At 50.1% G+C, this 3,719-nt stretch carries 4 protein-coding genes; 2 read left to right on the forward strand and 2 right to left on the reverse strand.

Annotated elements, in window-relative coordinates:
* Both ACTHUT_RS15455 and ACTHUT_RS15460 read right to left on the reverse strand, forming a co-directional pair.
* A partial coding sequence (locus ACTHUT_RS15455; protein ID WP_440418994.1) for an aspartate 1-decarboxylase occupies positions 1 to 161 on the reverse strand: 161 nt, incomplete at its 3' end.
* 78 nt (positions 162 to 239) lie between these two features.
* Positions 240 to 1,781, reverse strand: a complete 1,542-nt coding sequence (locus ACTHUT_RS15460; RefSeq protein ID WP_250600729.1) for a YdgA family protein — start codon at positions 1,779 to 1,781, stop codon at positions 240 to 242.
* Between the two features lie 175 nt (positions 1,782 to 1,956).
* Between ACTHUT_RS15460 and ACTHUT_RS15465 the strand changes: the two genes are divergently transcribed.
* Positions 1,957 to 2,547, forward strand: coding sequence for an aminodeoxychorismate/anthranilate synthase component II (locus ACTHUT_RS15465; RefSeq protein ID WP_003683598.1), 591 nt, complete (start codon positions 1,957 to 1,959; stop codon positions 2,545 to 2,547).
* 88 nt (positions 2,548 to 2,635) lie between these two features.
* On the forward strand, positions 2,636 to 3,664 hold the full coding sequence (gene trpD / locus ACTHUT_RS15470) for an anthranilate phosphoribosyltransferase (protein WP_250600731.1): 1,029 nt from the start codon (positions 2,636 to 2,638) through the stop codon (positions 3,662 to 3,664).
* The last annotated feature ends 55 nt before the right edge of the window (positions 3,665 to 3,719 follow it).

Below are 3,719 nucleotides of genomic sequence, written 5' to 3' on the forward strand. Positions count from 1 at the left end.
CGTTCGCCGTTGTTATTGTTGACGATGGCGACTTTTTCGTTAACGCAAATACCTGCCGCATCCAGCAGGTCTTGGTCAATGGTAATGCTGCCGACGTAGTTGAGGTCGGCTTCGGTAACGGTGGCACGGTGGATTTTGCCGCCGAGCATGGTACGGAACATGGGTTTCCTTTTTGATTGTGGGTTGATTTGCGGTTTTAACTCCTGGGAAGTTAAAACCGCTGTTTGTGTGATTAAGGATTAGTTATTGGGAAAGTCTGCTTCGTCAAACTCGGGTTCCGGGTCGCTTTGAAGGACTTTTCCGTTTAATTTCAACTCGCTGTTTTGCAAAGTCAAATGGGTTTTAACATTATTGTCTTCTAAGGTCAGATATTTCTCGCTTGCCATGCTTTTGATGGTGCTATCCACCATCAGGCGCAAGGTCTCGTTGATATCGTCAATACTGGCGCGGCCTGCGGCTTCATCTTCGGCATTGACGCTAAACAGGCTGCTTGCTTGGTTGACGGCGAGCTGCTCCAACAATTTTTGCGGTACGCTCATATTAAAGTCGGCTTCGGTTTTCTTCAGCATATCGCCCAAGTTGTTGAGGTCTTTGGCTGCCAAACCTTTAAACGCGAGTTTGCCACTGACATCGACATCGCCATGAGGCATGGTGAATTTAAAGGTTTTGACGTTTAAAACCGGATTATTGGTAAACAGGCCTGAAGCCTCGTTTTTGGCCGTCTGAATCAAGGAAGCCTGAATTTCTTCTTCGCTCATTTTCTTCACGGACACTTCGGCAATTTTGTTTTTCAATGCCAGAAGTGATGCGGCATCCAAATGTTCGGCAGCGGCATTGATGTCCAGAGGGCCGTATTTGTCTTCGCCATAGGTCAGGCTTTCAAATTGGAAGCGGCCTTCGCTGTTGATGAATTTATCGACTTCGCCGGTCTGGGTATCGAAACGCAGTTTGCTGACTTCGATTTTAGACGGAGCAATCGTGCCGGTTGGATTGATGAATGCACCGATTTGCAGGTTAGTCACAAGGTTGACCAGTTCGTTCAACTTAACGTTGTAATCGATGTTTTCTTTCCATTGCAACAGAAATTTATCCAGCGTAATGCTGCTCTTGCCCAAAGCAAGCTTGGTCAGGCCGTCTTCCGTTTCGGATTGGAAGCGCAGGTTTTCCAAAGACACATCGCCTTTGTCGGCCAATTTGACTTGTAAAGACGGCGCAAGGTAATCGTGGCGATAGCTTTTGAAGCCTTGGCTGTAATCGGTATTACCGCCAAAGCCTTTCCAGTTGAGCTTGATACCGGAGAGCTCTTCATAGTCGAAGGCGGGGATATTGAGGCTGAGTTTGCCGTCGCCGGAAAGATAAACCGTATTGGTCATGGTCAACGGCGTTTGCTGACCGAAGAAGCGGTCCAAAACTTTTTTGGTTTCCGGATGGTATTGGAACTCGGTTTCCACATGGGCGCGAGTACCAAAGCCGCCGGCAAACGGGCCGTGTGTCACATGGTTGATGACCGTAATCGGCTCTTGCAGGACGGTTTTCAAATTGTCCGGCAGGTATTTTTGCGTATTTTGAAGCAGGGTCGGTTTGAGGCGGATGACGGTCGTCTCGGTTGAACTGAACCAGCCGCGATCGTATTGGTGGGACTCAACGGTCAGGAAACCGGATTCTTGCAACAGCTTTTGTTGCTCGGTCAGGCTTTCTTCCGCTTTGACACCAAGATAATAAGGCGTGCCGAGCGCAGCGGCGACAACGACGGCGGCAGTCGGGATAAGATACTTTTTCATCACTTCAAACAGATTAGGTTCAAAGCGTAAAGCATAGCATTTTTTAGCTGTTTTGTCTTATCCGCCGTTTCAGACGGCCTTTAGGTAAAGATTGTGATATTATGCAAACATAAACGATTTTTACACTTTTAGCAGGCCTTATCCTGTCTGCCAAAATGTCATTAAAGGTTTGCAAATGCTTTTATTCATTGATAATTACGACAGCTTCACCTACAACATCGTCCAATACTTTGCCGAATTGGGGCAGGAAGTTTTGGTTCGCTGCAACGATGAAATCACCATCGAAGAAATCGAAGCCCTGAAACCGCAATATCTGGTCATCGGCCCCGGCCCTTGTTCCCCTAAAGAAGCAGGCATTTCTGTTGCAGCCATGCAGCACTTTGCCGGCAGGCTGCCCGTCATGGGCGTGTGCCTCGGTCATCAAACCATGGGCGAAGCGTTCGGCGGTAATGTCGTGCGCGCGCAAACAATGATGCACGGCAAAGTCTCCCCCGTTTTCCATCACGGCACAGGCATGTTTAAAGACCTGCCCAATCCGGTCAACTGCACGCGCTACCACAGCCTGGCCATCGACCGCGCCACCCTGCCCGACTGCCTCGAAATTACCGCATGGACGGAAGACGGCGAAATCATGGGCGTACGCCATAAGGAATATGCCGTCGAAGGCGTACAGTTCCACCCCGAAGCCCTGCTGACCGAACACGGCCACGATATGCTGAAAAACTTCCTAGAAGAATTCAAAGACTATCGTCCGCAAAAATCTTAATGAAAGGCCGTCTGAAATGTGTTTGACAGTGTTCAAACCGCATTTTCAGACGGCCTGAATCACATCGGACACGAACAAAGGAAAAATCATGATTACCCCTCAACAAGCGATTGAACGCCTCATCAGCAACAACGAACTTTTCTACGATGAAATGACCGACCTCATGCGCCAAATCATGAGCGGCCAAGTTCCGCCCGAGCAAATCGCCGCTATCCTGACCGGCCTGCGGATTAAAGTTGAAACCGTTTCCGAGATTACCGCCGCAGCCAGCGTAATGCGCGAATTTGCCACCAAAGTGCCGCTGGAAAACGCCGACGACTTGGTCGATATTGTCGGCACAGGCGGCGACGGTGCCAAAACCTTCAATATTTCGACGACTTCCATGTTTGTCGCGGCTGCGGCAGGCGCGAAAGTCGCCAAACACGGCGGTCGCTCCGTTTCTTCATCCAGCGGCGCCGCCGATGTCATGGAACAAATGGGCACCAACCTCAATCTCGACCCCGAACAGGTCGCCCAAAGCATTCAGCAAACCGGCATCGGCTTTATGTTCGCGCCCAACCATCACAGCGCCATGCGCTATGTTGCCCCTGTCCGCCGCTCGCTCGGTTTCCGCAGCATCTTCAATATCTTGGGCCCGCTGATCAATCCGGCCGGCGCGGCAAACCAACTCTTGGGCGTGTTCCACATCGACTTGTGCGGCATTCTTTCCCGCGTATTGCAACAACTTGGCTCTAAACATGTTTTGGTTGTGTGCGGTGAAGGCGGTTTGGATGAAATCACGCTGACTGGCAAAACCCGCGTTGCCGAACTGAAAGACGGAAAAATTACCGAATACGACATCAGCCCGGCCGATTTCGGCATGGAAGTCCGCCGCAATTTAGACGAAATCAAAGTCGAAAACGCGCAAGAATCCCTGCAAAAAATGAACGAAGTGTTGGACGGCAAAGCCGGTGCCGCACGCGATATCGTCGTCCTTAATGCCGCTGCCGCGCTCTATGCAGGAAATGTGGTTGCTTCGCTGGCAGATGGTGTCAAAGCCGCTCAAGAAGCCATCGACTCCGGCAAAGCCAAAGCCAAAAAAGACGAATTTATCGAATTTGGCAAACAGTTTGCCTAAACTTTAAAACCATAAAACAAAGGCCGTCTGAAAAATCTTTCAGACGGCCTTTTAT

The organism is Neisseria sp. P0022.S010 (assembly GCF_051956635.1).